22 protein-coding genes and 1 pseudogene are annotated in these 24,242 nt (G+C 58.3%); 8 read left to right on the forward strand and 15 right to left on the reverse strand.

All coding sequences use genetic code 11. From position 1 onward, the window contains the following. From P9875_RS11880 to P9875_RS11940, 13 genes are all read right to left on the reverse strand, one after another. Entirely contained in the window at positions 1–882 is an 882-nt protein-coding gene (locus P9875_RS11880; protein ID WP_158300192.1) for a PoNe immunity protein domain-containing protein, read from the reverse strand. Further along, on the reverse strand, positions 879–1,955 hold the full coding sequence (locus P9875_RS11885; protein WP_278318476.1) for a type VI immunity family protein: 1,077 nt from the start codon (positions 1,953–1,955) through the stop codon (positions 879–881). Before P9875_RS11885 ends, P9875_RS11880 begins: the two co-directional genes overlap by 4 nt. Beyond that, positions 1,955–2,980 (reverse strand): PoNe immunity protein domain-containing protein, encoded by a 1,026-nt coding sequence (locus P9875_RS11890; RefSeq protein WP_278318477.1) that lies wholly within the window; start codon positions 2,978–2,980, stop codon positions 1,955–1,957. Before P9875_RS11890 ends, P9875_RS11885 begins: the two co-directional genes overlap by 1 nt. After that, a complete protein-coding gene (locus P9875_RS11895) occupies positions 2,977–4,053 on the reverse strand; it encodes a type VI immunity family protein (RefSeq protein ID WP_099404140.1) in 1,077 nt (358 codons plus the stop codon). Before P9875_RS11895 ends, P9875_RS11890 begins: the two co-directional genes overlap by 4 nt. 42 nt (positions 4,054–4,095) lie before the next feature. Further along, positions 4,096–4,473, reverse strand: coding sequence for a hypothetical protein (locus P9875_RS11900; protein ID WP_158300296.1), 378 nt, complete (start codon positions 4,471–4,473; stop codon positions 4,096–4,098). Next, positions 4,473–5,498, reverse strand: a complete 1,026-nt coding sequence (locus P9875_RS11905) for a PoNe immunity protein domain-containing protein (RefSeq protein ID WP_278318478.1) — start codon at positions 5,496–5,498, stop codon at positions 4,473–4,475. Before P9875_RS11905 ends, P9875_RS11900 begins: the two co-directional genes overlap by 1 nt. 90 nt (positions 5,499–5,588) lie before the next feature. Continuing rightward, positions 5,589–6,614: a PoNe immunity protein domain-containing protein gene (locus P9875_RS11910; RefSeq protein ID WP_158300167.1), complete on the reverse strand. Its 1,026-nt coding sequence runs from the start codon at positions 6,612–6,614 to the stop codon at positions 5,589–5,591. Between the two features lie 136 nt (positions 6,615–6,750). After that, positions 6,751–8,004, reverse strand: coding sequence for a type VI immunity family protein (locus tag P9875_RS11915; protein WP_278318479.1), 1,254 nt, complete (start codon positions 8,002–8,004; stop codon positions 6,751–6,753). A 232-nt stretch (positions 8,005–8,236) separates the two neighbouring features. Then, on the reverse strand, positions 8,237–9,391 hold the full coding sequence (locus P9875_RS11920; RefSeq protein WP_278318480.1) for a PoNe immunity protein domain-containing protein: 1,155 nt from the start codon (positions 9,389–9,391) through the stop codon (positions 8,237–8,239). Between the two features lie 97 nt (positions 9,392–9,488). Continuing rightward, positions 9,489–9,755, reverse strand: coding sequence for a PoNe immunity protein domain-containing protein (locus P9875_RS11925; RefSeq protein WP_278318481.1), 267 nt, complete (start codon positions 9,753–9,755; stop codon positions 9,489–9,491). A gap of 92 nt (positions 9,756–9,847) precedes the next feature. Next, the gene (locus tag P9875_RS11930) at positions 9,848–10,858 is read right to left on the reverse strand and encodes a PoNe immunity protein domain-containing protein (protein WP_081922354.1); all 1,011 of its coding nucleotides are present in this window, start codon (positions 10,856–10,858) and stop codon (positions 9,848–9,850) included. 2 nt (positions 10,859–10,860) lie between these two features. Then, entirely contained in the window at positions 10,861–12,402 is a 1,542-nt protein-coding gene (locus P9875_RS11935) for a hypothetical protein (RefSeq protein WP_035817485.1), read from the reverse strand. Next, on the reverse strand, positions 12,399–15,746 hold the full coding sequence (locus P9875_RS11940; RefSeq protein WP_278318482.1) for a type VI secretion system Vgr family protein: 3,348 nt from the start codon (positions 15,744–15,746) through the stop codon (positions 12,399–12,401). The genes P9875_RS11935 and P9875_RS11940 overlap by 4 nt, the downstream gene beginning before the upstream one ends. A 223-nt stretch (positions 15,747–15,969) precedes the next feature. On the opposite strand from P9875_RS11940, the gene P9875_RS11945 reads away from it, so the two are divergent. The 5 genes from P9875_RS11945 to dmeF all read left to right on the forward strand — a co-directional run bounded on the left by P9875_RS11945 (position 15,970) and on the right by dmeF (position 19,583). Continuing rightward, positions 15,970–16,575 carry a hypothetical protein gene (locus P9875_RS11945; protein ID WP_099402497.1) on the forward strand — a complete coding sequence of 202 codons (606 nt, stop codon included), beginning with the start codon at positions 15,970–15,972 and terminating at the stop codon, positions 16,573–16,575. A gap of 274 nt (positions 16,576–16,849) precedes the next feature. After that, positions 16,850–17,386: a DUF2325 domain-containing protein gene (locus tag P9875_RS11950; protein ID WP_225242253.1), complete on the forward strand. Its 537-nt coding sequence runs from the start codon at positions 16,850–16,852 to the stop codon at positions 17,384–17,386. A 74-nt stretch (positions 17,387–17,460) separates the two neighbouring features. After that, entirely contained in the window at positions 17,461–18,291 is an 831-nt protein-coding gene (locus P9875_RS11955; protein WP_278318483.1) for a TlpA disulfide reductase family protein, read from the forward strand. A gap of 37 nt (positions 18,292–18,328) precedes the next feature. Continuing rightward, a complete protein-coding gene (locus P9875_RS11960; RefSeq protein WP_034756961.1) occupies positions 18,329–18,604 on the forward strand; it encodes a metal/formaldehyde-sensitive transcriptional repressor in 276 nt (91 codons plus the stop codon). 10 nt (positions 18,605–18,614) lie between these two features. Continuing rightward, complete coding sequence (gene dmeF / locus P9875_RS11965; RefSeq protein WP_278318484.1) at positions 18,615–19,583, forward strand: CDF family Co(II)/Ni(II) efflux transporter DmeF; 969 nt, start codon at positions 18,615–18,617, stop codon at positions 19,581–19,583. A 23-nt stretch (positions 19,584–19,606) separates the two neighbouring features. Here the strand turns inward: dmeF and P9875_RS11970 are convergent. Together P9875_RS11970 and P9875_RS11975 are read right to left on the reverse strand one after the other, a co-directional pair. Further along, positions 19,607–20,988 (reverse strand): annotated as a pseudogene (locus P9875_RS11970) (NAD-dependent succinate-semialdehyde dehydrogenase). A 46-nt stretch (positions 20,989–21,034) separates the two neighbouring features. Then, positions 21,035–21,610, reverse strand: coding sequence for a CGNR zinc finger domain-containing protein (locus P9875_RS11975; RefSeq protein WP_099402495.1), 576 nt, complete (start codon positions 21,608–21,610; stop codon positions 21,035–21,037). 169 nt (positions 21,611–21,779) lie between these two features. On the opposite strand from P9875_RS11975, the gene P9875_RS11980 reads away from it, so the two are divergent. From P9875_RS11980 to P9875_RS11990, 3 genes are all read left to right on the forward strand, one after another. Continuing rightward, entirely contained in the window at positions 21,780–22,658 is an 879-nt protein-coding gene (locus tag P9875_RS11980) for an alpha/beta fold hydrolase (protein WP_255206347.1), read from the forward strand. Positions 22,659–22,756: 98 nt separating this feature from the next. Beyond that, positions 22,757–23,098, forward strand: a complete 342-nt coding sequence (locus tag P9875_RS11985; RefSeq protein WP_034756972.1) for a zinc ribbon domain-containing protein YjdM — start codon at positions 22,757–22,759, stop codon at positions 23,096–23,098. A gap of 64 nt (positions 23,099–23,162) precedes the next feature. Beyond that, complete coding sequence (locus P9875_RS11990; RefSeq protein WP_099402494.1) at positions 23,163–24,197, forward strand: RNA methyltransferase; 1,035 nt, start codon at positions 23,163–23,165, stop codon at positions 24,195–24,197. Positions 24,198–24,242 lie beyond the last annotated feature (45 nt).

The following is a 24,242-nucleotide window of genomic DNA, read 5'->3' on the forward strand; positions in this document are numbered from 1 at the left end:
TTATTCGCCGCGTTCTCGTTTGGCCGATGGTTTCATCTCCACGCTGCTGTGGTGGCTCTCTTTCCGTAGCTGGCGCGCATAATCGACCAGGTCTTTGGGGTAGACCAGATGGTCGATCTGGCTGTCGTCCAGGTCAAGTAAAAAAACCGTCGCACCTGCTTCAAATGCCCAGTAACCGTAATAGGGAGCGTATCCCTCGTCCCTGATTCTCAGATGCCCGTCGTACCAGCGAGGATGACCTTTCATGGCTGGATACCACTGTTTCAGGTATTTCTGGACCAGTTTGAGTGTCTCTCTCTCATTATTTTCATAGAAAACCTGAAGCAAAGTATCATAGGGCTTTTCGAGAATGCACGAATCGAGATCTTGCTTATCCTCGACATATGCGCCTATCAATTGCTCAAATAAGCCATCCTGGCCACGGTGACTGCGTAGCACATGGATGATGCGTAAGACCGAATGTTGATCGCGCAATAATATCGCAATGCTGAGTAGTTGTAGCGTGTTCTCGTAATTTGCAAGGGTGGAAAAGTCCGGCGCTCCGTTGTATTCGTACGGCCCATAATCCGGAAACTCGAGCGCCGCCTCCTGTTGACAGAATTGATCGATCTCATTCCATTCTTTAAACCTGTCCACGATGCTGGCGATACGCGGCGCCAGTGCATCGATCGGTTCACCCGCTGTGTAGTCCAGCATCCAGATCCAGAACGCTTCCAAATACAGAAACTGATGCGCCACAGAGTTTTCCAGCGTTGATTCCACTATCTTTTTATTTGCAAGTCGGACTTCAATTAATGCGAGCAGATTTTCCCGTGTTTTATGGTAAAGATCTTCGTAGAGAAATTTCTGCCGGCGCCGCACGTCGAACGGGGCGGTGATCATTGTTTCCCCGTCGTTTTTGCTGCTCGCTGACGCAGTTCGGCGCTGGGCCAGTCGCTGTCGGCGTCGAAGCGCCGCATCCAGCGCAGCGAGTCGGCGTCGTTGAAGCGTTCGTTGGGGTCGCCATTCCATTGGGCGCCACTTAGCAGGCCCATATGATCATGACGTATCGGCTTGAGCAATTTGTTGAGTAATACCGGCAGTGCCGGGACACCATCTTCAACCGGGTAAAGCGACGGCTCTTCGCCCAATTCAATCCATAGCCCCACGCTGAGTTCTTCTATTTTGATGCTTGGATGATGGAGGCTGAGCTTGACCTGCTCGCGGCTGATATCCAGTTTCTCGCGCCAGGTGTCCGACAGCAGAAAGCCCCACGTGGGGGGACGGATACCTACCACCAATTCACCGTGCATGCCGAGATAATCATCGATATCAAGTCCGTAAAAATGGGTTGTCAGAGAACGTTCCCAGACTGAGACTTCTGATCGGGAGCCATACGCCAATGGCGTCGCCATGGCAAAGCCGCTGTATACCTGTGCAGCATCAAGGATTCCAGCCGTTTGAAGGACAAATTTTCTCCAAGCGTCTTTATTCTCGAGCCACCATGACCAACGATAGTAAAATTGAATAGATGAATAGGTTCTGTTTGATGGCACCGCGTCGTCGTTCATATAGTCCCGAACTTTCCAAAAATATCCTGCCGTGGCAGGAGAGGAAATATGATTTTTCTGATCGGTAAAATTGAAGGCGAAATAGTCTTCTTTTTTTGTTTTTCGGGCAAATTCACGCAGATCTGGCAAACGCTTTGAGCCGTAAGGGTGAGGACGTTCCGAATCAGGGTGCGTGCCAACAAGATAGGGGTTTCCCGTCAGATGCTCAAATTGCTCATGTATATCCACCATCAGCAATGATGTATCAAGATAATGCTTGCTGTCGTAGAGAAAATAAAAGCTGACGAAAGGGCTGACATTATGTGTGATATGGTCATTTCCATAAGATGAATTCGGCCACTCCTTGAGATCGGAAACAAATCCTTCGATATCGTCATTGCCAAGAAAACTGTCCCTTGTACTCATTATTGTTCTTCACTCCAGTACCAGATGGTTTCGCCATGTACCGCATCGTCAAAAACAGGCATGATTTGGCCCTGCTCAAAATGGCTACGGCTGTGCAACTTTGCTGGGTTTTCCCAGAAGCCTGCTTGCGGGCAGGGCAGGCCGCCCTCGACGCGCCCCTTGCGTATCAGTGGCTCTGTTTCCTGACTGGTGTAGCGGCCTTCTTCCCATAATGTTCGCGCATAGTCGACCAGGTCTTTGGGATAGACCAGATGGTCGATCTGGCTGTCGTCCAGGTCGAGTATAAAGACGGTCGCCCCCGCTTCAAAGGCCCAGTAACCGTAATACGCGGCATAGCCTTCCTCGTTGATGTTGAGATGCTCATCGTACCAGCGTGGATGATTTTTCATGGCCGGATACCACTGTTTCAAATACTTCTGGAGCAGGGCTAAGGCAGCGTTGTCGTCTTCTTCATAGAATACTTGCAGCAGGGTGTTGTAGGGCTTGCCGATAATGCAGGTGTCCAGGTCTTGACCGTCCTCGACATATGCGCCAAACAATTGCTCGAACAGCCCATCGCGGCCACGGTGGCTGCGCAGTACGTGAATAATACGTCGCACCGAACGCTGATCGCGCAGCAGGATGGCGATGCTGAGCAGTTGTAGTGTGTCCTCATAGTCGGAAAGGGTGGAAAACTGCGGCGCACCCTCGTATTCATATGGCCCATCTTCTGAAAAATCGAGCGCCGCTTCCTGCTGATAGAGTTGATCGACTTCATTCCATTCTTCAAATTTATCCACGATACCCGCGATGCGCGGCGCCAGTGCTTCGATTGGTTCACCAGCGGTATAGTCGAGCATCCAGATCCAGAATTCTTCTAAATACAAAAAATGATGGACGGAAGCATTTCCCTGCATTGAGTCGGTTATTCTTTTATTTTCGAGTTCAACATCTATTATTGCGAGTTGATTTTCCCGCGTTTTATGGTAAAGATCTTCGTGGAGAAATTTCTGCCGGCGCCGCACGTCGAACGGGGCGGTGATCATTGTTTTCCCGTCGTTTTTGCTGCTCGCTGACGCAGTTCGACGCTGGGCCAGTCGCTGTCGGCGTCGAAGCGCCGCATCCAGCGCAGCGAGTCGGCATCGTTGAAGCGTTCGTTGGGATCGCCGTCCCATTGGCCAAAGCCCAGCAGCGCCATGTGATCGTCGCGGATCGGCTTGAGCAGCTTGTTGAGCAGCGCCGGCAATTCCGGCACGCCGTCCTCTACCGGGTAGAGCGCCGGCTCCTCGCCCAGTTCGATCCATAGGCCGGAGTCGAGCTCGTCGATCCGGATTTGCGGATGCTGCAGGCTGAGTTTTATCTGGTCGCGGCTGAGGTCCAATTTTTCACGCCACGTATCCGATAGCAAAAAGCCCCAGGTTGGCGGGCGGATGCCGTCTGCCAGTGAGCCGCTCATGGAAAAAGGATAATCAATGTCCAAACCAAAAAATCGCGGCGCCAGAGAGCGTTCCCACACGGTCACTGCCGAGCGGGTGCCGAAAGCAAGCGGATTGGCCATCGAAAAGCCGCTGTAAACCTGATCAGGTTTTAGTTTTCCCATGGTTTCCAGAACAAACTGCCGCCACGCATTCTTGTTGTCCTTCCACCATGACCAGCGATAGTAGAATTGAATGGATGAGTAAACCTTGTTTGACGGTTCTGAATTATCGTTCATATAATCTTTCATCTTCCAAAAATATCCCGCTGTGGAAGGAGATGATCTGTGATTTTTTTGATCAGAAAAATCGAAAATGAATGATTGACCGGGTTTTCTCTTGTGCGCAAACTCCCGCAAATCAGGTAGGCGTTTGGACCCGTAACGATGTGGCCGTTCTGAATCTGGATGCGTGGCGAAAAGATAAGGCATTCCAGTTAAACGCTCAAAATCTTCGTGGATGTCTACCATCAGTAGCGATGTTGTCAAAGAGTGATTGGTATCATATAAGAAATAGAAAGTAATAAAAGGAGACACTCCCAGATCTTGATTACCATCGTCACAGGACATGTTTGGCCATTCCTTGAGGTCAGCAACCATTCCCTCTACATCTTCGGCAGTAAAAAAACGTTCCGTTGTGCTCATCGTGTATTCCTCAATCTGGTTTCCTGTTCGTTCTTTTTCTCTTTAGGTTCCTTCGCTGCGGCGCCTATGCAGTCTTCCGGTACACGCAGCAATGCGACTCGCTACTGGCCCATTTTTTCGGGCAAATTCACGCAAATCTGGCAAACGCTTTGAGCCGTAAGGGTGAGGACGTTCCGAATCGGGGTGCGTGCCAACAAGATAGGGGTTTCCCGTCAGACGCTCAAATTGCTCATGTATATCCACCATCAGCAGTGACGTATCAAGATAATGCTTGCTGTCGTAGAGAAAATAAAAGCTGACGAAAGGGCTGACATTATGTGTGATATGGTCATTTCCACAAGATGAATTCGGCCACTCCTTGAGATCGGAAACAAATTCTTCGATATCGTCATTGCCAAGAAAACTGTCCCTTGTAATCATTATTGTTCTTCACTCCAGTACCAGCTGGTTTCGCCATGTACCGCATCGTCAAAAACAGGCATGATTTGGCCCTGCTCAAAATGGCTACGGCTGTGTAACTTTGCTGGGGTTTCCCAGAAACCTGTTTGAGGGCAGGGCTGGTCGCCCTCGACACGCCCCTTGCGTATCAGTGGCTCTGTTTCCTGACTGGTGTAACGGCCTTCTTCCCATAATGTTCGCGCATAGTCGACCAGGTCTTTGGGGTAGACCAGATGCTCGATCTGGCTGTCGTCCAGGTCGAGTATAAAGACGGTCGCCCCCGCTTCAAAGGCCCAGTAACCGTAATACGCGGCATAGCCTTCCTCGTTGATGTTGAGATGCTCATCGTACCAACGCGGATGATTTTTCATGGCCGGATACCACTGTTTCAAATACTTCTGGAGCAGGGCTAAGGCAGCGTTGTCGTCTTCTTCATAGAATACTTGCAGCAGAGTGTTGTAGGGCTTGCTGATAATGCAGGTGTCCAGGTCTTGACTGTCCTCGACATATGCACCAATCAATTGCTCGAACAGCCCATCGTGGCCACGGTGGCTGCGCAGCACGTGGATGATGCGTCGCACCGACCGCTGATCGCGTAGCAGAATGGCGATGCTGAGCAGTTGAAGCGTGTCTTCATAATCGGAAAGGATGGAAAACTGCGGCGCACCCTCGTATTCATATGGCCCATCTTCTGGAAAATCGAACGCCAATTCTTGCTGATAGAGTTGATCCACCTCGTTCCATTCTTCAAATTTATCCACGATGTCTGCAATGCGCGGCGCCAGTGCATCAAGCGGTTCACCTGCCGTATAGTCGAGTATCCATATCCAGAACGCTTCCAAATACAAAAACTGGTAAATGACCGTTTGACTTTGTGTCGAATCAGCGATATTTTTGTTGAGAAGTTGTCCTTCAAATAATTCGAGTTGGTTTTTTCGCGTGTTATGGTAAATGTCTTCACGGAGAAATTTTTGCCGGCGCCGCGCATTGAATGGACTGGTACTCATTGTTTTCCTGTAAGCTAAACACCGTGGAACGTTAATTTATCTCAGCGCTGACGAATTTCGAGGGAAGCATCTCCCATGCTGTCATGGAGGCTACTGTTCCGTACTCCAATACCAAATGATTTCTCCATAATTAGAGTCATCGAAAACTGGCATTCTGTCACCTTGCTCAAAATGGCTACGGCTGTGTAACTTTGCTTGGGTTTCCCAGAAGCCGGTTTGCGGGCAGGGTTGGCCTCCCTCGATACGACCGGCCTTATTTATTAAGGCAGTATCAACACTGGTGTAACGGTGTTCCGCGCGTAACTTGCGGCCATAATTGACCAGGTCTTTGGGGTAGACCAGATGATCAATAGCGCTGTCGTCCAGGTCGAGAATAAAGACCGCCGCTCCGGCTTCAAATGCCCAATAGCCATAGTAGCCGGCATAGCCCTCTTCGCTGATCCTAAGATGCTCGTCATGCCAGCGTGGATGATTCTTCATTGCCGGATACCACTGTTGCAGATATTTCTTGAGCAAGGTGAGTGTGGCCGTTTCATCTTCTTCATAAAACACACGTAGCAAGGTGTCATAAGGGGCGCCAAGTAAACAGGTATCGCGCTCGACGACGTTGTCGGCATAAGCACTGATCAATTGCTCGAACAGGCCATCTTGACCGCGATGGCTACGAAGTACGTGAATGATACGTTGGACCGAACGCTGATCGCGTACCAATATGGCAATGCTCAGCAGTTGCAGCGTGTCTTCGTAGTCGGAAAGTATCGAGAAATCGGGCGCCCCCGAATATGTATACGGACCATATTCAGGCAGCTTCAGCGCACACTCCTGTTGATACCTTTGATCCACTTCGTTCCACTCTTCAAATTTGTCCACAATATCGGCGATTCGAGGCGCCAGTTGATCGAGGGCTATGCCTGCCGTGTAGTCAAGCATCCATATCCAGAGCAATTCCAGATACAGAAAATGATGAACGGAGGAACTTTCGCCTATCGAATATGCATCCTTTCTGTTTTCTTCTCCTCCCCGGATCAAGGAAAGTTGATTTGTCCGTGTTTTTTGATAAAGTTCTTCATGGAGAAAATGCTGTCTACGTCGTTGATGAAAGGGTAAATCTTCCATGGTTACGTGTTTTTCTCTTGGGTAAATTGTATTCGTGTCAAAGAAGGTACGCGTATCTCGAACCGCAATGCATGATTGCCTTTTCCAATCGAGCATCAGGTCGATGGTCTCGAACCTCGGTACCGTCGCTGTTTCTTCATGCGTTCAGGAAGCGCCACACCGTCAAGCCATAGGCGGAATCCAGATTGCTCATGATCTCGCCCTGTTCAAATCGCCGGGTTTGCGGCGGAATGTCCAGCGCTTGCCATTGTCCGGCCTGCGGGCAGGCCTCGCTGGCGTAGGCACGCAATTCCAATGGCTCCTGTGCTGGCGCGGTGTCATCCGGGCCGCCGTCATCGCGGCGCTGACGCAGCTCGGCGCTGGGCCAGTCGCTGTCGGCATCGAAGCGCCGCATCCAGCGCAGCGAGTCGGCATCGTTGAAGCGTTCGTTGGGATCGCCGTCCCATTGGCCAAAGCCCAGCAGCGCCATATGATCGTCGCGGATCGGCTTGAGCAGCTTGTTGAGCAGCGCCGGCAATTCCGGCACGCCGTCCTCTACCGGGTAGAGCGCCGGCTCCTCGCCCAGTTCGATCCATAGGCCGGAGTCGAGCTCGTCGATCCTGATTTGCGGATGCTGCAGGCCGAGTTTTATCTGGTCGCGGCTGAGGTCCAATTTTTCACGCCACGTATCCGATAGCAAAAAGCCCCAGGTTGGCGGGCGGATGCCGTCTGCCAGCGAGCCGCTCATGGAAAAAGGATAATCAATGTCCAAGCCAAAAAATCGCGGCGCCAGAGAGCGTTCCCACACGGTCACTGCCGAGCGGGTACCGAAGGCAAGCGGATTGGCCATCGAAAAGCCGCTGTAAACCTGATCAGGTTTTAGTTTTTCCATGGTTTCCAGAACAAACTGCCGCCACGCATTCTTGTTGTCCTTCCACCATGACCAGCGATAGTAGAATTGAATGGATGAGTAATCCCTGTTTGATGGTTCTGGATCATCGTTCATATGATCCCGCATTTTCCAGAAATATCCAGCAGTAGAAGGAGACGAGTTGTGTTTTTTCTGATCGGTAAAATTGAAGGCGAAATAGTCTGTTTTTCTTGTTTTTCGAGCAAATTCACGCAGAACTGGCAAACGCTTTGAGCCGTAAGGGTGAGGACGTTCCGAGTCGGGATGCGTGCCGATAAGATAGGGATTCCCTGTCAGTCGTTCAAATTCCTCATGAATACCCACCATCAGCACTGACGTATCAAGGTGGTGCTTAGTGTTGTAGAGGAAATAGAAAGTAGTAAATGGAGACACACCTAGATCTTGATTTCCATCGTCACAGGACATGTTTGGCCATTCCTTGAGGTCCGCAACCATTCCCTCTACATCTTCGGCAGTAAAAAAACGTTCCGTTGTGCTCATCTTTTCTCCTCTCACGTCGTTGTTTTTTATACCTTCAGAAAATGCCATACCGTCAAGCCACAGGCAGCATCCAGATTGCTCATGATCTCGCCCTGTTCCAATCTGCGGGTTGGCAGCCGAATGTCCAGTGCTTGCCGCTGACCGGCCTGCGTAGGGGCGCCATTTCAAAGGCTCGTGCGCTGACGCAGTTCGGCGCTGGGGCAGTCGCTGGCTGTGCCAGATGGAAAATTGGCTATTGTTCTTCACTCCAGTACCAGATGGTTTCACCGTATGCCGCATCATCAAAAACAGGCATGATTTGGCCCTGCTCAAAATGGCTACGGCTGTGTAACTTTGCTGGGGTTTCCCAGAAACCTGTTTGAGGGCAGGGCTGGCCACCCTCGACGCGTCCCTTGCGTATCAGTGGTTCTGTTTCCTGACTGGTGTAGCGGCCTTCTTTCCATAACTGTCGCGCATAGTCGACCAGATCTTTGGGGTAGACGAGATGCTCGATCTGGCTGTCGTCCAGGTCGAGCATAAAGACGGTCGCAGCCGCTTCAAATGCCCAGTAACCGTAATAGGGCGCGTAGCCTTCGTCCCGGATTCTTAGATGCCCTTCATACCAGCGGGGATGATTTTTCATGGCTGGATACCACTGTCTCAGGTATTTTTGGAGCAGGTCGAGCGTGGCCTTCTCATCTTCCTCATAGAACACTTGCAACAGCGTGCTATAGGGCTTGCCGATGATACAGGTGTCGAGGGCTTGTCCATCCTCCACATACCCGTCAATCAATTGTTCGAACAGGCCATCGCGGCCACGGTGACTGCGTAGCATGTAGATAATGCGTTTAACCGAATGATGGTCGCGCAGAAGGATGGCAATGCTGAGTAGTTGCAGTGTGTCCTGATAGTCGGAAAGGATGGGAAACTCCGGTGCTCCCTCATATTCGTACTGCCCAAACTCTGGAAACTCGAGCGCTGCTTCCTGCTGACAGAATTGATCGACCTTATTCCACTCTTCAAACTTATCCACGATGTCGGCGATGCGCGGCGCCAGTGCAGTGATCGGCTCGCCCGCCGTATAGTCGAGCATCCATATCCAGAACGCTTCTAAATATAAAAACTGATGCACTGAAGAATTTTCCAGCGTCGAGTCGGCTACTTTTTTGTTTTCAATGCCCCCGTTAATTAACGCAAATTGATTTGCTCTCGTTTTGTTATAAAGATCTTCGTAGAGAAATTGCTGTCGGCGACGCATGTCGAACGGGGTTGTCATCATTGTTTTTCCGTCGTTTTTTCTGATCGCTGGCGCAGCTCGGCGGTGGGCCAGTCGCTGATTGTGCCAGATGGAAAATTGGCTATTGTTCTTCAATCCAATGCCAGATGGTTTCACCGTATGCAGTGTCATCAAAAACAGGCATCACTTGGCCTTGCGCGAAATGACTGCGGCTGTGTAATTTTGCTGGGGTTTCCCAGAAGCCTGTTTGAGGGCAGGACTGGCCGCCCTAGACGCGTCCCTTGCGTATCAGTGGTTCTGTTTCCTGACTGGTGTAGCGGCCTTCTTCCCATAACTGTCGTGCATAATCGACCAGGTCTTTGGGGGAGACGAGATGCTCGATCTGGCTGTCGTCCAGGTCGAGCATAAAGACGGTCGCAGTCGCTTCGAAGGTCACGTAGCCGTAAAAGGCGGCATAGCCTTCTTCGCTGATTTTGAGATGCTCATCGTACCAGCGCGGATGATTTTCATGGCCGGATACCGTTCCGTACTCCAATACCAAATTGTTTCCCCATAGTTGGAGTCATCGAAAACCGGCATCTTGCCGCCTTGGGATGTTTTTGAGCGCCTGGCGCCCCGCGGGCATATTCAATTTTCCAGATATCGCCAGACAGTCAATCCATATCCTGACTCGAGGTCGAGCATGGGCTGTTCCCGCTCATACGACATGGCACGCGGAGGAATATCGAGCGATTCCCACGTTCCCGCCTTGGGGCAGGGGTCGCCAGCCTTGGCGCGCAACTCGTTTGCCGGCACAGGACCGCCGCCGTCCGGTTCATAGTCCACGCGTGCCTGCCGGAAAAAGGCCGTCAGGTCTGCCGGATAGAATGTGGCATCGCGATAGCTGCTGTCGTCGATATCGAGCAGGCAGGTGATGGCTGCCGCTTCCCATGACCAGTAGCCTAAAAATGACGTATCGCGCTCGTGACTGTCATAGTAGGGTTCACGGCGGCTGGCGTAATACCATTCTTCCAGGTAGTCCTGCATCAACGCCGGACGATCTTTTTCTTCTGCCGCGAATATCTTGAGTGTCTTGAAATAGGGCAGGTGGCGCGTGCATTCCGGCCAGTCGGTATCCCTGCCATCGATGGAAAATGCCAGCAGGCGTTCAACCAGCCCATCTTTTTCATGGTTGTTGAAATCGATGACAGGCGCCAAGCGGGGCAGCAAATTACCCCAACCCAGGAGAATGCCAAGGCAGATCATCCGGTTGACTTGTTCGTATGCGACATCGGGCAGGGCGAAGTGGGGAAAGCCCCGTTCCGCGGCGCTGGCCTGCAGGTCAAAAGCCGTGTCATATCTGGCAAACTCTTCCCAATATTCCAGTATCGTGGGATACAGCGCGCGCAGATCGGCTGTCGTATGGCCGGCGCTGTAGGCCAGGGTGAGCTGGTCGATACCTTCCCAGGCCCGCTGGCGCGTCGCCGTCATGAAGTTTTCTGGCGGGATATTTTGCAGTACTTCCGCGGGCTGTTGCAAGCCTGCCTCCACCATGTCGAAGCACTCGTCCTGGCTGTCTTTGCTTTCAACATAGATGGCGTATGACAACAGCAACTCCCTACGGGATGCGAGAAAAGTCTTTTCATCCAGTGTCTGCATGCTTATTTCCTTAATATATTTTCTGGAATATCCAGCATCAACTGGATTTCATGATTGCGTCCCTTTGACTGCCGATGCTTGGTCAATTGACGACCGGTGACCAGTGAAATCCAGCGCAGATAGGGGGGGCTGGCTTTGGGATTGAGCAGCTGGCCTGCCGCGTATTTTTTCATCAAGGGCTTGATGGTGACTCCGGTAGCCGTGAGTTTCTCCGATTTTATCGAGCGGGCGATCCATTCGTGGCTCATTTGCGTCGGCAGCTTCGTTTCTTTATTTTCCTTGTTCAAGCCCTTTCTCAGTTCTTTTTCATCCGCTTCCTGGTTCCCTATTTTTACGTCTTGATTTGCATGGGCATCGCGGTCCGCATTTTCGAAAATATTCGGTTTGTTATTGTTTTTCGTGGGATTCGCCGCTTCGTCCGCCCTCAGGGAACTGAATTTTTCCTGCAGATCGGCCGGTAGCGCCGCCATCAGGCGGAAGGAATCGAACAGGCTCGACTTGGTTTCGCCGACAACGAAAGGCTGGCTAAGTGCAGCGCCTTTGAACCACAGATGATCGAGTCCTGCGTGCGGCAGGCTATGCTCTTCGGTCAGCTTGCCGGCATTGTTCGCCTTCTTGAACAGCGCATGTCTTTTCTTCACGAAGTAATCCGTGATGTGCTCGGCCGGTACGCCGGTGTGCCAGCCCTGCTTTTTCTTTTCGCCTTTTTTCTTGGTATTGACCTTGCTGGAATTGGGCTTGGCCTGATTGCCGGTGACGTCCTTGTTCTTTTTCGCTGCAAGTCTCTTTTCGGCCTTGCTGGCGGCTTTTGCTTCCTTGCCGGCAATGTCCTTTCCCGCCTCCTGTGCTGCATGCTGCACGCCTTTTCCTGTCGCGTTGCCGACCGCAGCCGTGTTGTGCGGCAGGTCATGGCCCATCATCTTGCCATGCAGTTTTTTCAGTTCGGCGAAGGCGTCCTCGATCATTTTGGGTCCGCGCTTCTGGATTGCCTGCATTTCCTGGATCAACAGCTTGACTTCCGACTTTCCCGCCACGGCTTTGACGATCCAGCTATCGATGCCGTCGATAAACGTATCGATTACACCCTTGAACAAGCTCTTGCTTTCACGGGCCAGTACGTTCCAGTCGATCTTGCGCATGAATTTTTCGACGTTGCCGCGCAGCTTGGGCGAGACGGCTTCCAGCACACGGCCAAAATTGTGCCCCTTGTTCATCAGCTTGAAGCCGACCTTGAGCGTATCGCCCACGGCGGGTACGCAACCGACCAGGGTGATGGCCAGTTCCACCCAGGCGCCGATGGCGGACGGCGATTTGCTGATGACAATGATGCCAAGGATCAAGTCGCGCGCATCCATGGCCTGTCCCACACCAGGGACGACACCGAGAATGCCGGTGATGATAATGTGCGCGGGAGATGAGCCCGAACCAGTGACGAGGTCACTCAGCCAAGTACCGATGCCGTCATCGGCCTGCCTGAGCGCCCGGCTGGCAGGCGAGGCGCCACGGATCGCGCTGGCCGGGACGGTAGGGGTTAGGCCGCTCATGACTCGTCGCCTTCCTGATCGTGCAAGTCCCGGTAGCTTTTGCTTGCGGCTTTGTCAGCAATGCTGTCCTCGTCCTTGTAGCGATAATCGTCGTAGTGAAAATCATATTCGAGTGTGCTGACGGTGGCGCCTGCAGGAAAGTCCTCAGCCATTTCAGCGAGCTCATCCGGAAAAAAGTTGTCTTTGTAGTAAGCGGCCTCTTGCGCCAGATAGCGTTCGAGGACCGATTGCGCCTCGTCGTCGCTTTTCGGCTTGCTGCCAGCCAGCTGGTTCGGTTTCTGCTTGTGGCGGGGAACCGCTTCCCTTTCGTCTTCGCCGTAGATCACGACGGCATTGCGATCAGGCAGGTTTTCCAGACGGGCAAAGCCGTTTGCATCGAGCTTGCCTTCCAGGCGGGTGCCATTGTCGAACAGCAAGGCGTATGGCGCCCCCACCATGGGCTGTAAATCATCCCAGCGATAATTCAATTCCATGAAATTGCTTACGTCCCCAGCCTGTGGCAACAAAGGTAATTTTGGGGTGCTGCTCGCCGGTCCCGTCAATTCCTTCATGCTGGCGTTGAAATCGATTTTTCCGGGTCCATGCAGCATGATGTTGCCGCCTTCGAGGCGGATGTACGCGCCCTGGGCCGTCATCAGGATGTGCTGCTTGGCCGCCGCCGTGACGCTCTTGGCGGTGCTGCTGACGGTGATGGCCTTGTCCGCCGTCAGCCGTGTCGCATCGGACTGGCTTTGACTGCTGACCTTGCCGCTGGCCGCATGCAGGCGGATGCCGGTTTCCTGGTTGGGCTTGTCCTTGCTGCTGGCCTTGCCGTAGGTGAACAGGCTGATGCCCTTGCCCAGCGCGTACAGGCTGTTGCCTTGCGCCGCAAAGTTGAGATCCGCGCCCGCCGCCAGACTGCCATTGCCGCCCGCGACCAGCACGGCGTTGGCCGGCGTGGTGGCGGCGATGCCGGACGGACTGGACAATTGCAGCTGCGGGTCGCCATACGCGCTGGCCTGGCCTTCGCCGCCCGCCGCCTGCTGGCCCTGGCCCTGGCCCGTCGTGGCGGCGCCCTCGGCCGTCGCGCCCAGGATCTCGATGCTGTGCTGCATCTGGGCGAGGGCGGGGAGCTGCGCGGCTGGCGAAGGCGTCTCCGCCTGGTCCGGCGTGGCAGTGGAAGCTGGCGCGGCCGCACCGGCTGTGGCCGGGCTGGGCATTTCGAGCGCGAAATGTTTCTGCGCCTGCTCAGTCAGCGAGGTCTGCAGTTGCAAGCTTTGCCTGAGCTGTTCCAGCGCTTCCTGCGCATCCATGTGGCTGCCGCCGGCATCGCGGCCATGCGCCGACAGCAGCATGCCCGCTCCCGCACGCAGGGCGGCGCTGTGTTCCGTTTTCAGCTCGGCGCCAAAGCCGGCCGGCGCCAGCCGCTGGTTGTCGCTCTGGTGCCGCAAATGGCCCAGGTTCAGTTCGGCCGTTCCCTGATGGGGGCCGGCGTGGCGCTGCAGGGCGACGCGGCCCTGGCCCGGGCTGTCGTCGAACACCAGCTGGCTGTAGGCGCCACCGCCGCCCTGGCTCGTTGGCAATGCCTGCGTCTTGATGCCCGACAAGGCCGCCGGGTGGGCGTGGGCGCCGGCCTGGCCGGGAAACCACGCCGGCGCGTTGCCCGTCGCCGCGCCCGTGCCCTGGCTGACCTGGTTGTTTTGCGCGTCGGCCTGGCCGCGGCCGTTGTACAGCGTGCCGATGACGACGGGGCGGTCGATATTGCCTTCCAGGAAATCGACGAGCACTTCCTGGCCCACGCGGGGCAGGGCGTTGCTGCCCCAGTTGGCGCCGGCAACGGGCGCCAGCGGCGTGGCCACCCGCACCCACGTGCCGGCGCTGTCGTCGCCGGGCGCGCCCGTGTGGCCGTCGGCCGCCGGATGCGCCAGCCGGCTATGGCTTTGCGCGCCCCGCTGCCAGTGGAATTGCACCTTGATGCGGTGGTCGCGGTCCGTATGCAGCTGGGCGCCAGCCGGGCCGACGACGATGGCGGTCTGCTGGCCCATGATGACGGGGCGTGGATGCAGCAGTTGACCATGCTGGTCGGCATAGCTGCTGCGGTAGGGGACCTTGCTGCGGATGGCGTCGATGCGGTTGCGGTAGGGCGGGCGTTCGCTGATGGTGTCGCCGACGGCATGCAGGCTGCCGGCCGCCTCTTCGCCGATCAGCGCGTCGAGCAAGCCCTGGCCGAGGCGCTGCAGCAGGCCGCCGCCGAGTTCCGCATCGAGGTTGTTATGCATCAGGTGCACCGTGCGGGTGACGAGGAAGGTCGCTGCGTCGCCACCGCCGGCCGCATCCGTTTGCGCCTGGCCGCTCAGGGTAAACGTGGTGCCGGGCGCCAGGGTGCGCACGGTGCCGGCGCCCGTAAACACTTCCCTGGACGCCGTCAGCGCCTGCAACTGGCGCTCGGCAAGCCGTTGTCCGTGTTCGCGCGACGGGTAGGCATAGGCGCCGGGCGCGTCGCGGCTGATCAGCGCCATCGTTCCGTCATGGGCGCTGGCGGCGCTGATGGGGCGCTGGCCCAGCGCGCGGTAGTCCCAGCTGGACAGTTCGATGCCGTTGGTTTGCTGGCGCAGCTGCATGCGCCAGCGATCCATCGTGTCTTGCGGCATGACGGCGCCTGGCTGGCTGTAGGCAATGCTGGCCTGGGCGTTGGGCTTGAAGCTGCCGTTGTGGTCGGCGATGACGAGGGTATGGCTGCCCAGGCTGGCGCTGCCCGCGTCGCCCGTGTGTTCGGCATAGTAAAACAGGCCTTCCTCGCTCATCAGCCGCTCGGCAAAGGCCCAGTCGCTTTCCTGGTATTGGCTGCAGATGCTGCGTTTCGGATAGATTGCGCGGTCGAGCAGGTCGAAGCGCCAGGCCGGCGCCAGCATGCCCTGGCCCTGGTAGCGGGCAAAGACGACTTCGAGGATGTCGGGCACCGCCAGGTCCTGGAAGACGCGGCTGTCGCGGCCGTGCGCCAGGAAGGCCGTCCACGGCTGCATGGTCAGGTTGTAGCGGGCAAAGCCGCCGTTCGCGCCCGCCAGTTCGACGGCGGTGACGTGGCCGTGGAACGGGCGCCAGCCGCCATCGGCCATGAGCAATTCCAGCAGGATGGGCTGGCCGATCAGCGACTTGAGGGGAATGGCCGCGTCGAGCGACAGGGCGGCGATGTTGAAGGTATAGCCCAGCCCCAGGCCTTCCTCGCCGCGCACGCATTCGGCCAGCAGCTTGTCCGGGCCCAGGGGCGTGCTCAGCTTCAGCAGGCGCGTGGCCTGGCTGTAGCCATTGGCGACGGGTGCTGCACCGGATGATGACGACGCGTTTGTTTGGACCAATTCGGACATGGACTGGAACTCCGTGTGGCGAGATGAGTGTGCTTGCAATTAATTCAATGATTTACTTATAAGATTACACCTCAGAAATAATGATTTAACAAGCGCGATTCAATTGAATCGTGCGCCGGGGCCTGTCCTTCCATGTCGTGCGGGCTGTTTTCTCCCTATCAGGTAGAGTGCGGATCTTGCCAATTCCACCATTGAAAAAAATTGTGCAATAACCGGAGCAAGAATGAATACGATGCAATGCGTGGCTGCCGCCATGTTGTGTGCCAGCCTGTCGCCCGCCATGGCGGCGACATCCCCCGTCGAGCCGCCGTTTCTCGATGTGCTCGTCCATCAATACGCCAATTGCGTCAAACCTTCCTACCATCAGGCTGACCTGCGGGTACAGGACGGGGTGGGGCGCTATCAGATCGACGTCAAGGGTGAGGCCTACACGGTCGAACTGCAGGAACGCCTGGGCTTTTCGCTGCAGGCGGGGATAGACGGGCCCGTGGCGGCCATCGTCAAGCTGGACCGGCCGCCCAAGGGACAGTTCGGCGAGCAGGCGCGCTGGCGCGAACGCTGGCTGCGCGATGTGGCCGAGCGCAGCGGCGTGGCGCTGGACGAGCGGGCGCTTGCCGGTGGTGCGCGCCTGCTGACCGTGAACAAGGGCGAGATCAAGGGTAATTATGTGGGCCAGTCCCTGCTGATCGATCCGGCGCGGCTGTTGTTCATCGATATGGCGTGGCCGAACACGCTGGGGATCTATCGTGGCCCCGATGGCCTGCGGCATGTGCGGGAGGTGCAGGACGACGTATGGAAGCGTCTGCTGTCTTGCCCGCCGGCTGCGTGACGCTGGCGGCCACCGCATACCCCTACTGAGCGTGCGCGCATGGATAAATAATAATGATTCTCATTTATAATGCGGATCCATGGGGTAGCGATGGGCTGGCGCCATGGCGCCACGGTCGGTGAAGGAGGGCATGATGGGCAGTATGTATGGCAACGAGGACATGGTCGCGCGCGAGCATCGCGTGCTGATGGGGGAATATGGCCGCGCGCAGGCGCGCTGCAGTGCGCAGATGGCTGCGCAGGCGGCCCGCATCGCGCAGCTGGAGTCGGACTTGATGCGCGCGCGGGCGCAGGTCGTGATCCGCGATACAAAACTGGCGCTGGCGCGCGATGAACTGGCCGAACTGGCGGCCAGCGTGCCGGGCTTGCCGACGCGTGCAAGGCTGGCGCGCCGGGTCGAGTGGCTCGGTGAGCGGGTGCAGGACCTGATGCGCGAGCTGCTGCGCCTGCAGTGGCTGCCCGCGCCAGCCCTGCAGGCCGACGTGCGCGAAAAAGCCGTGCTGTATGTGGGCAGCTATCTGGAGCAGAATGCGGGCCAGCAGGCCGCCGGCGCCAACGTGGCGCAGCAAGCCATCGAGCAAGCCGGCGGGCGCTTCCTGCACCATGCTGGCGGTGACGATGGCGCCGACGACGTAGCGGCGCTGGAAGCGGGCCTGGTGGCGGCCGACCTGGTGATTTGCCAGACGGGCTGCGTCAGCCACGACGCCTACTGGCGCGTGCACGACCACTGCAAGCGCACGGGCAAGCAGTGCGTGCTGGTGGACCAGCCGCAAGCCATGCATTTCGTGCGCAAGGAGGCGCTGCTCACCTGACCTTCGCACCGCTTAACGCCTGCTTAATCCGCATGGGCCACAATGGCCGTCCCTCGACGTTCCTGAAAGCGCCCATGCTGTCCCTGCAAATCGGTCCCCTGGCCCTGCCCACGGGCCTCGTCCTGCTGATCGTTTCCCTGTGCGTCGCTTATGGCGTGGCGTGGTCGCTAAGGCGGTATCGCCAACAGCCGGACGCCGGTCCTCTCGTTTCCGACATGCTGATCGCCGGCCTGCTGGCGGCGCGCCTGGCATTCGTTCTACGCTGGCACGAACAATATCTGGTGGCGCCGTGGTCCATCATCAATATCCGCGATGGCGGTTTTCTCGCGCCGGCCGGCATCGCGGCCGCGCTGGCCATCGCCGCGTGGCGCTGCCGGCGCCCCGCCATGGCGGCCATGCGCCGTCCGCTGGCCATCAGCGTGGCTACTGGCGCGCTGGCCTGGGGCGTGCTGAGTGCAGGGATCTCGCTGGCGTACGACAAGCCGACGGCCTTGCCGGCCGTGGCGTTGCAGGCGCTCGACGGCGCGCCGGTGACCCTGGCGGCGCTGGCCAGCGGCAAGCCCATGGTGGTCAATCTGTGGGCCAGCTGGTGCCCGCCATGCCGGCGAGAGATGCCCGTACTGGCCGCCGCGCAGCAGGCGCGCGCCGATATCGTCTTCGTGTATGCGAACCAGCGCGAGGATGCGGCGGCGGCCAGCGCTTTTCTGGATCGGAGCGGCGTGACCCTGCGCAACGTGCTGCTCGACAGCGACGCGGCGCTGGGCAAGGCGGCCGGTTCCTCGGCCCTGCCCACGACCCTGTTCTACGACGCGCAGGGGAGATTGATCGATACTCACCTGGGCGAATTGTCCGACGCCTCGCTGGCCAGCAAGCTGCAAAAGATCGCGCCGTCCGTTTCGCTCTGATAGTATACCCCCCTATAGTATTTATCGGGATGAAATCATGGGACACACGGCGCACAACAAGACCAAGCTGCTCAATCGCGTGAAGCGTATCCGGGGGCAGGTGGAAGGCCTGGAGCGGGGCCTGGAAGAAGGGCGCGACTGCGGCGAGGTGCTGCAGCTGATCGCCGCCGTGCGCGGCGCCGTCAATGGCCTGATGGCCGAAGTCATCGAAGAACACTTGCGCGAGCACGTGGCCAGTCCCGATATCTCCGGCGAGGAGCGGGCCAGGGGCGCCGACGACATCGCGGGCATCCTGCGCACCTACCTCAAATAAGGAGAACGCCATGCACACGCCATCCCTCAAGGAAGACCTCTCGGCCTGGCAGCACGAACACGTTTTTGACAGCAGCAATGGCAAGGCCGAGCGCCGCGCGCGCATCGTCATGTGGATCACCCTGGCCACCATGGTGCTGGAAATCGTCGCCGGCTGGTGGTACAACTCCATGGCCCTGCTGGCCGATGGCTGGCATATGAGTTCGCACGCGCTGGCCATCGGCCTGGCCGCGTTTGCGTATGCGGCCGCGCGCCGCTATGCGCGCGACCCGCGCTTTGCCTTCGGCACGTGGAAGATCGAGGTGCTGGCTGGCTATACCAGCGCCATCTTGCTGCTGGGGGTGGCCGTGCTGATGGTCGTGGCCTCCGTCGAGCGCCTGTTCTCGCCGCAGCCCATCCACTATGCGCAGGCCATGGCGGTAGCGGCCTTCGGCCTGGCCGTCAACCTCGTGTGCGCGCTGATCCTCGGCGGGCACCATGACCACCATCATGACCACGGCCATGGGCATGACCACCACGATCACCACGACCACCATGGCCATGGCGAAGACCTGAACATGAAGGCCGCCTACATCCACGTGCTGGCCGATGCCGCCACGTCCGTGCTGGCCATCCTTGCGCTGGCCGGCGCGTGGGCTTACGGCTGGCAGTGGCTCGATCCCGTGATGGGCATCGCGGGCGCCGTGCTGGTGGCCTTGTGGGCGAAAAAGCTGATGCAGGAGACGGGCAAGGTCTTGCTGGACCGCGAAATGGATCACCCGGTGGTGCAGGAAATCCGCGAGGCGGTCGAGGTGGAAGAGGGGGGCGACACGCCGCGCATCGTCGACCTGCACGTCTGGCGCGTTGGCAAGCAGCTGTATTCGTGCGCGCTGTCGGTGGTCAGCCGCGACCCCACCCTGACGGCTGCGCGGCTGCGCGCACGGATAAGCATCCACGAGGAAATCGTCCACAGCACCATCGAGATAGTGCTGCGTAGCTGAACGACGGCGTTGCCGATACCCGCTTACACGCCAACGAGCGATACGGCCTTGGTATTGAGGTAGGAATCCAGCGCCTCCGGCCCGCCTTCCGTGCCATGTCCCGAATCCTTGATGCCGCCGAAGGGCATTTCGGCGCTCGGGGTGGCGGGTTGGTTGATCCATAACATGCCCACCTCCATGCGGTTCATCAGCAGGTGGGCGTTCTTGATCGAGCGCGTGAAAGCGTAGCCGGCCAGGCCGAACGGCAGGCGGTTCGCTTCAAGGATGGCTTCCTCCAGACTGTCGAAACCGCGGATGCCGGCGATCGGGCCGAACGGTTCATCGTTGAATATGCTCGCGTCGAGCGGCACGTCGGCAAACACGGTCGGCGCGAAAAAGTTGCCGGTGTCGCCAATGCGGCTGCCGCCGGTGGCCAGGGTGGCGCCTCTGGCCTGCGCGTCTTCGACTACCTTCGCCATGGCGCTGAGGCGGCGCGCATTGGCCAGCGGCCCCAGCGTGGTGCCCTGTTGCAGGCCATCGCCCAGCTTCAGGCTTTCGGCGTGCTTGACCAGCGCGCTGGTGAATTCGGCCTTGACGGCGTTGTGCACGAGGAAGCGGGTCGGCGAAATGCACACCTGGCCCGCATTGCGGAACTTGGCGCCGCCGGCGGCCTTGACGGCCAGTGCCACATCGGCGTCTTCGGCAATGATCACCGGGGCGTGGCCGCCCAGTTCCATCGTCACGCGCTTCATGTGGGCGCCGGCCAGCGCGGCCAGCTGCTTGCCTACCGGCGTCGAGCCAGTGAACGTCACCTTGCGAATCACCGGATGCGGGATCAGATAGCCAGAGATTTCGGCCGGGTCGCCGAACACCAGGCCCACCACGCCCGGTGGCAGGCCGGCGTCGACGAAGCATTGCATCAGCGCCGCAGGCGAGGCCGGCGTTTATTCCTGGGCCTTGCACAGGAAGGAGCAACCGGTGGCCAGCGCGGCCGACAATTTGCGCACGATCTGGTTGATCGGGAAATTCCACGGCGTGAAGGCGGCAACCGGGCCGACTGGTTCCTTGAGCACCAGCTGCTGCGCGGCCGGGTTGCGCGACGGCACGATGCGGCCATAGACGCGCATGCCTTCGGCGGCAAACCAGTCGATGATGTCGGCGCCGGCCAGTATTTCCACTTTCGCTTCGCCCAGCGGCTTGCCCTGCTCCTGCGTCATCTGCCTGGCGATATCGACGGCGCGCCACGTTTCGAAACCCTGCTGGGCGGCGGCCAGCGCGCGATCGAGGTCGGCGATGCTGGCATGGGCCACCGTGCCGATGGCCTGCCCGGTGGCAGGATTGAGCACGGGTATGGATTTGCCGCCGCTGGCCTCCACCCATGCGTTGGCGATCAAAGGCGGGTATCGGGATAGCTGGATGTCGTCATTACTGGTCACTCCTGTCAGTGGAAATTAGGGTGTTGCCTGCCGGCGTTATCTGGCTTCCTTGCGCGCCCGGAAAGCGGCGACCTTCATCCGGTTGCCACAAACGGCCATGCTGCACCAGCGCCGGCGGCCCGATTTGGTGACATCGAGGAAACGCAGCGTGCAATCATGCGCTTCGCACTGGCGCACTTGCGCCAGCTCGCCCTGCGTCAGCAGCTGGACCAGCGCCGCTGCCACCGGTTCGAGCAAGCTGGCCGCGCTGTCGTCGCGGCGCCGTTTCCATAATACGACGTTATCGCCTTCGCCCTGCGCCAGCGTGCGCACAGGGCGGCCAGCCTCCAGTATCCGGTTCACCACCGCGAAGTCGGTTGGCTCACGCGGCATGTTCAAATCGATCAGCCGTTCCGCCGCCGTCCGCAGCGACTGTGCCAGCGTTGCCAGTCCGGTAGGCGGTGTATTGAAGTCGGGCGCCAGCAGGCCCGCCGCCTTGAGCCAGGCCAGCGCGCCGGCGTTGTCGGCCAGGCAATCCCAGCTGTCATCCCCCATGCCAAAGGCGCTGTTGATGAAATCGAGCGCCAGGTGGTTGCCGATGAAGTGCGGAGCGTGCTCGGGATGTGGCGTCATTTGAAATCCTTTGTAACCTCTGAAAATAATATTGACAGGTTACCAGAAATGCTTGTAACCTTCAAATACTCACTTTAAAGGTTACAAGGACATTGCCATGAATATCAAGACCACCACTCTCGCCGCCGCCACCACCGTGGCCATGGCGGCCAGCGCCGGCGCCGCCCCGATGTCGGCAGCCGACAAGGCGCAAGTACACTACCGGTTTGAAAAAGTCGGCGACGTGAATGTTTTTTATCGCGAGGCGGGCGACCCTGCCGCGCCGACCATCGTGCTGCTGCATGGCTTTGCCGGGTCCTCGTTCATGTACCGCGACGTGATCCCGGCGCTGAGCGACCGCTATCACGTGGTGGCGCCGGACCTGCCTTCCTTCGGCTACACCGAAGCGCCGGCGCGCGAACACTACGCCTACACCTTCGACAACATCACCCGGACCATGGACCGTTTTACCGAGCAGTTGAAGCTGGACCGCTACGCCATCATGGTGCACGACTACGGCGCGCCAGTGGGCTGGCGCCTGGCGCTGGCCCATCCTGCGCGCATCACGGCCATCATCTCGCAGAACGGCAACGCGTATGAAGAGGGACTGTCGAAGGGCTGGGACGGCATCAGGCAATACTGGCAGGCGCCGACGGCGCAAAACCGCGCGGCGCTGGCCGACTTTCCGACGCCGGCCGGGATAAAATGGCAATATCTGGAAGGCGTGCCCGATCCGAGCAGCGTTTCTCCCGACGGCTATACCCTGGAAGGCATGCGGGTGGCGCGTCCTGGCAACGCCGACATCCAGCTCGACCTGCTCCTCGATTACGCGTCCAATGTGCGCATGTACCCGCAATTCCAGGCCTATTTCCGCCAGCAGCAACTGCCGCTGCTGGCCGTCTGGGGCAAGAACGATCCGTTTTTCCTGCCAGCCGGTGCGCAGGCATGGAAACGCGATTTGCCCAACGCCGATATCCGGTTCTACGACACCGGCCACTTCGCCCTTGAAACGCATGCCCGCGAGATCGGGCAGGTGATCCGCGCCTTCCTGGATAAAAATATCAAATAAGGCTGCGACGTCATATGCGAAAAAGCCCGCCGATGGCGGGCGTAGCGCTTATAATGTCGGCTTTTACAGCACGCGCTGTTCACCAGACAGAGAATAAAATGAGCACATTACCACCATGCCCGCAATGCAAATCCGAATTCACGTACGAAGATGGCAGCCAGTTGATCTGCCCTGAATGCGCGCATGAATGGTCGGCCACGGCTGGCGAAGCGGTGGAAGAGGGCGCCAAGGTGTACCGCGATTCGGCCGGCAATATCCTGCAGGACGGCGACACGGTCAGCGTCATCAAGGACTTGAAATTGAAGGGCGGCGGCGGTGTCGTCAAGATGGGCACCAAGGTCAAGAACATCCGCCTGGTCGACAGCGACCACGATATCGACTGCAAGATCGACGGCTTCGGTTCCATGAGCCTGAAGACGGAATTCGTCAAGAAAGTCTAACGCTTTTATCCGTAACACGGCGCGCCGGCTTCATTCCTGCGCGCCGTTTTTTTATTCAGACGCCATGCAAATCGACCATCTCCGCCAGCGCCTGCGCGCCTTGGGCGCCAAGCCCCTGCACGAACAGCGCGTGCTGCGGGACTGGATCCAGGGGCAGCCGCACGACCAGGGTCGGCGCCGCGCCGAAGATTTTTTGCCTTTGCCCGTGCGCGAGGCCTTGCCCGCGCTCGACCTCGAATTGCAGGGCATGCTGAAACTGCTCAGTACGCACCCGGGCGCGGACGGTTCCGTGCGCCTGCTGGTGGGACTGCACGACGGCCAGACGGTGGAAAGCGTGCTGCTGCCGCGCGACGGCTTGTGCGTATCGAGCCAGGTCGGTTGCGCCGTCGGCTGCCAGTTCTGCATGACGGGCCGCGACGGCTTGATCCGGCAAGTCACCAGCGGAGAAATTGTCGCCCAGGTGGTACTGGCGCGCACCATGCGTCCCGTGAAAAAAGTCGTCTTCATGGGCATGGGCGAGCCGGCGCATAACCTGAACAATGTGATGGAAGCGATCGAGCTGCTGGGCACCGAGGGCAATATCGGCCACAAGAACCTCGTGTTTTCCACCGTGGGCGACCCGCGCGCCTTCGAGCGCCTGCCGCAAGGCAGGGTCAAGCCGGCGCTGGCGCTGTCGCTGCACACGACCAAGCCGGAACTGCGCGAACAGCTGCTGCCGCGCGCGCCCAAGCTCACTCCGCGCGAACTGGTGGACTTCGGCGAATCATATGCGCGCCTGACCGGCTACCCGGTGCAGTATCAGTGGACCCTGATGGAAGGCGTCAACGACGGTGACGATGAGATGGATGGCATCGTCGCGCTCTTGCAGGGCAAGTACGCGGTGCTGAACATGATCCCGTATAACACCATCGCCGACTTGCCGTTCAAGCGCCCCAGCTGGGAAAAGGCGCGCGCGATTGCCGCCGCCCTGCACGCGCGCGGCGTGCTGACCAAGCTGCGCGATTCGGCCGGGCAGGACGTGGAAGGCGGCTGCGGGCAGTTGCGGGCGCGCGAAGCGAAGGGCAAGGTCATTCCCATCCGCGCCAGCGTGGCGGCGTAGGTCGGATTAGCGGAGCGTAATCCGACATTCGCACATACGCCAACA

Origin of the sequence: Janthinobacterium rivuli (assembly GCF_029690045.1) — a bacterium.
GTDB lineage: Bacteria > Pseudomonadota > Gammaproteobacteria > Burkholderiales > Burkholderiaceae_D > Janthinobacterium > Janthinobacterium rivuli.

Coding starts and splice junctions, on each gene's coding strand:
- P9875_RS11945 (WP_099402497.1), top strand. CDS start 15,970: ATGAATACGATGCAATGCGTGGCTGCCGCCATGTTGTGTGCCAGCCTG.
- P9875_RS11935 (WP_035817485.1), bottom strand. CDS start 12,402: ATGAGCGGCCTAACCCCTACCGTCCCGGCCAGCGCGATCCGTGGCGCC.
- P9875_RS11940 (WP_278318482.1), bottom strand. CDS start 15,746: ATGTCCGAATTGGTCCAAACAAACGCGTCGTCATCATCCGGTGCAGCA.
- P9875_RS11890 (WP_278318477.1), bottom strand. CDS start 2,980: ATGATCACCGCCCCGTTCGACGTGCGGCGCCGGCAGAAATTTCTCCAC.
- P9875_RS11960 (WP_034756961.1), top strand. CDS start 18,329: ATGGGACACACGGCGCACAACAAGACCAAGCTGCTCAATCGCGTGAAG.
- P9875_RS11915 (WP_278318479.1), bottom strand. CDS start 8,004: ATGAGCACAACGGAACGTTTTTTTACTGCCGAAGATGTAGAGGGAATG.
- P9875_RS11950 (WP_225242253.1), top strand. CDS start 16,850: ATGCGCGCGCGGGCGCAGGTCGTGATCCGCGATACAAAACTGGCGCTG.
- P9875_RS11920 (WP_278318480.1), bottom strand. CDS start 9,391: ATGACACTGCATACGGTGAAACCATCTGGCATTGGATTGAAGAACAAT.
- P9875_RS11910 (WP_158300167.1), bottom strand. CDS start 6,614: ATGGAAGATTTACCCTTTCATCAACGACGTAGACAGCATTTTCTCCAT.
- P9875_RS11930 (WP_081922354.1), bottom strand. CDS start 10,858: ATGCAGACACTGGATGAAAAGACTTTTCTCGCATCCCGTAGGGAGTTG.
- P9875_RS11905 (WP_278318478.1), bottom strand. CDS start 5,498: ATGAGTACCAGTCCATTCAATGCGCGGCGCCGGCAAAAATTTCTCCGT.
- P9875_RS11955 (WP_278318483.1), top strand. CDS start 17,461: ATGCTGTCCCTGCAAATCGGTCCCCTGGCCCTGCCCACGGGCCTCGTC.
- P9875_RS11900 (WP_158300296.1), bottom strand. CDS start 4,473: ATGATTACAAGGGACAGTTTTCTTGGCAATGACGATATCGAAGAATTT.
- P9875_RS11980 (WP_255206347.1), top strand. CDS start 21,780: ATGTCGGCAGCCGACAAGGCGCAAGTACACTACCGGTTTGAAAAAGTC.
- P9875_RS11985 (WP_034756972.1), top strand. CDS start 22,757: ATGAGCACATTACCACCATGCCCGCAATGCAAATCCGAATTCACGTAC.
- P9875_RS11975 (WP_099402495.1), bottom strand. CDS start 21,610: ATGACGCCACATCCCGAGCACGCTCCGCACTTCATCGGCAACCACCTG.
- dmeF (WP_278318484.1), top strand. CDS start 18,615: ATGCACACGCCATCCCTCAAGGAAGACCTCTCGGCCTGGCAGCACGAA.
- P9875_RS11885 (WP_278318476.1), bottom strand. CDS start 1,955: ATGAGTACAAGGGACAGTTTTCTTGGCAATGACGATATCGAAGGATTT.
- P9875_RS11880 (WP_158300192.1), bottom strand. CDS start 882: ATGATCACCGCCCCGTTCGACGTGCGGCGCCGGCAGAAATTTCTCTAC.
- P9875_RS11990 (WP_099402494.1), top strand. CDS start 23,163: ATGCAAATCGACCATCTCCGCCAGCGCCTGCGCGCCTTGGGCGCCAAG.
- P9875_RS11895 (WP_099404140.1), bottom strand. CDS start 4,053: ATGAGCACAACGGAACGTTTTTTTACTGCCGAAGATGTAGAGGGAATG.